Annotated in this window: 3 protein-coding genes; all 3 read left to right on the top strand. The window is 37.9% G+C overall.

What is annotated here, in order from left to right; all coding sequences use genetic code 11:
• Nucleotides 1–115 precede the first annotated feature (115 nt).
• Nucleotides 116–550 (top strand): hypothetical protein, encoded by a 435-nt coding sequence (locus tag G327_RS0123545; protein ID WP_019617261.1) that lies wholly within the window; start codon nt 116–118, stop codon nt 548–550.
• A gap of 446 nt (nt 551–996) precedes the next feature.
• Nucleotides 997–1410, top strand: coding sequence for a hypothetical protein (locus G327_RS0123550; RefSeq protein WP_033298911.1), 414 nt, complete (start codon nt 997–999; stop codon nt 1408–1410).
• Nucleotides 1411–1530: 120 nt separating this feature from the next.
• A complete protein-coding gene (locus G327_RS0123555; RefSeq protein ID WP_033298912.1) occupies nt 1531–1950 on the top strand; it encodes a UPF0158 family protein in 420 nt (139 codons plus the stop codon).
• Nucleotides 1951–2408: the final 458 nt, after the last annotated feature.

A 2408-nucleotide genomic window follows, 5' to 3' on the forward strand; every position in this document is an offset into this window, starting at 1 on the left:
GAGCGAATATATAACTGAAGAGCCGGATGCGGTAGTTCCGCACGTCCGGATCTGTGTGGGGTCGGTCTGGTAACAGATCACTCTACCACGATTGTTTTACGGATGAATTATTTATATGTATTTACCACAAGAAGCTGAGCAAGTTTTAAGAGAAAACGTTAAATTTTGCTTCAATGATAAGTTTATAGTTATTGATGAAGATGCAGAGTGGTTTGAAGCTAACTTAGGATTGAAAAATAGTAACTCTTCATTTATTTCATTTTATACACTTGTTGCATTCCCTCCTGTGGGTAACGGCTCTGAACTATTAACATTAGATTCTATTATGGAAAATGCTGAATATGATCAGCAAGAATTCCCTGATGGAATCGGAACTAGGTATTTGAGATTTACTTCTTCCGAAGGGGAAGCATCTTACTATTTTGATGTTGTTACTGATAAAGTTTACGATGTTGCTTGGGGTGAGGAAGAGGATTTGATGAATGGAAAGCATCCTATTCTGTTCAGTACATTTTTCAGTTTTTTGCAAAATTACTATAAAAAAACATAACAAAAATTTTCAAGCAGACAAATTACAGCGTGCTATCGCTGCGCGATTATAGCGCACTATAATTTGCAGCTTAAAATGGCGTTAGTTGCCACCACGAATCTAAAAGAAAATTAGGTTGCTTGGTGTGATTTTAAACTCAAAGGTTTGGTGTTTTTAAACGGTGTGTTTTCGCCTTTTGAGTTGTTTTGTATTTTATAATTTGAGTTTTATTAAAGGCTCAAATTCATCGGTTTGGTGTGTCGTGGCGGTGGGTGCAAACGCACTTCACTTCTGAATACACACTTAACTTAAATTAGCGTTGGTTCTTTGCTTCGAGTAAGCAATCAACTAACAAAGCGTTCAATCGGACGCATTACGGCTGGTCATTATTTTTGCAAAAGAAAAGGCGCAAAAATATAGCCAGCCTTCAGCGCCGTTTAACGCGGGCGTTATGTTTCTGAGAGAGTATGGACGCACATAAAGATAAAGCGTTGAGGGGTAAATATTCCTTGGCATTAATGTCAAACCATAAATGGCGTAAGCTATTTTTGGTTATGGCAGAATACGGTTCTGATTTTTCCGGTATCGAGTATCATTTTACAGATACTGATAATATATTTTACGGTCATGCGCCATCTGTGCAGCAAGTCTGGGAATCTGCTATAGACGATCCAGTTCAAGGCGCAGGTGGGCCGGTAGAGTATAAGTACATCGAATCTATCTTAATCCCAAATGTGTATTTATATCGTGCTTATAAAAATGCACCGTTAACGGAGCGCCCTTTAAATGTTAAGGCGTTTATCGATGCGCTAGAACAAGTAGGCAGTTTTCCAATAACTGAAATGGAAAAAGGCATAGTCATTCATGGTTACAAAACATAACAAGTTGCTGCACTCGGACTCGATACAGTTGTCGCGGTTTTTGCTCAAAACCAAAAGCGGCAAAAACAGCACCAACTTACTCGCCGGTGAGCAAGGCGTTAAATGTCAAGAGGTAGCAGTATGCAAGTCGATTTAAGTGATATTGAATTAGCAATAGAATTTGTATCCTCTGCTTATTCATTTGATAACGCAGCTTATTTGAATTTAGAAACGGGTGAGATTTATTATTCTGGAGATGCCGTAGATGAAGAACTACCTGATGACATAGAAAAAATTGGTAAATATATATCAATTCCCTCAAAGCGAGATTTAGAGTTAGGCAAACCTCTTGTTTTAAACTTTGTCTCTAAAGAGATGCCGGATGAAATTGATAATGTATATTCTATGTTTCGTTCTCGAGGTGCGTATTCCAGATTTAAGTCTTTATTACAGAATTTAGAGTGCGTAGAAAAATGGTATTCTTACGAAAATGCAGCAGTAAAAGATGCGATTACTGAGTGGTGTAAAGAAAACTCAATCGAGTGTCGCACCAACATTTAACAAGTGCAACCAATCGGACGTTTTAGTCTTGTCACCGTTTTTGCAAAAACACGCAAAAACATTGCCAATCCTAAACCGCCGTTGTCGCAAGCGTTAATCGCCTTTAAGTTTAAGGTGTTATTTATTAAATAATGTAAGTAAGTTTTGTCTGAATCAACTTGTGAAATGCTCGTAAAGTGTAGTATTCGCCGTTTTGTAAATACGCTCATTCAGCCAAAGAAAAGTTGATCCCGCTAATAGCGTTTTAACTTTTATAAAAGCCAAAAGCTTAAAACACATTATCTGAGTTATCCGTAAAAACGGGCTTCATTATTTGCAGTGTGTTTAGCAAAACCAAGAGCGGTGAAACCTGCTCTGTAATTATTAACCGTTGGCAGCATCGTTGTCTGCCACGGCATTAACAAGGCAATTAAATCGGACGCATAACGGCTGTCTCGGTTTTTGCTAAAAACAAAAAG

This window comes from Psychromonas ossibalaenae ATCC BAA-1528 (genome assembly GCF_000381745.1).
Lineage (GTDB): Bacteria > Pseudomonadota > Gammaproteobacteria > Enterobacterales > Psychromonadaceae > Psychromonas > Psychromonas ossibalaenae.

What these genes read in the sequence shown, in the direction of transcription:
- G327_RS0123545 (WP_019617261.1), top strand. Translation starts at nt 116, where the DNA reads ATGTATTTACCACAAGAAGCTGAGCAAGTTTTAAGAGAAAACGTTAAA.
- G327_RS0123550 (WP_033298911.1), top strand. Translation starts at nt 997, where the DNA reads ATGGACGCACATAAAGATAAAGCGTTGAGGGGTAAATATTCCTTGGCA.
- G327_RS0123555 (WP_033298912.1), top strand. Translation starts at nt 1,531, where the DNA reads ATGCAAGTCGATTTAAGTGATATTGAATTAGCAATAGAATTTGTATCC.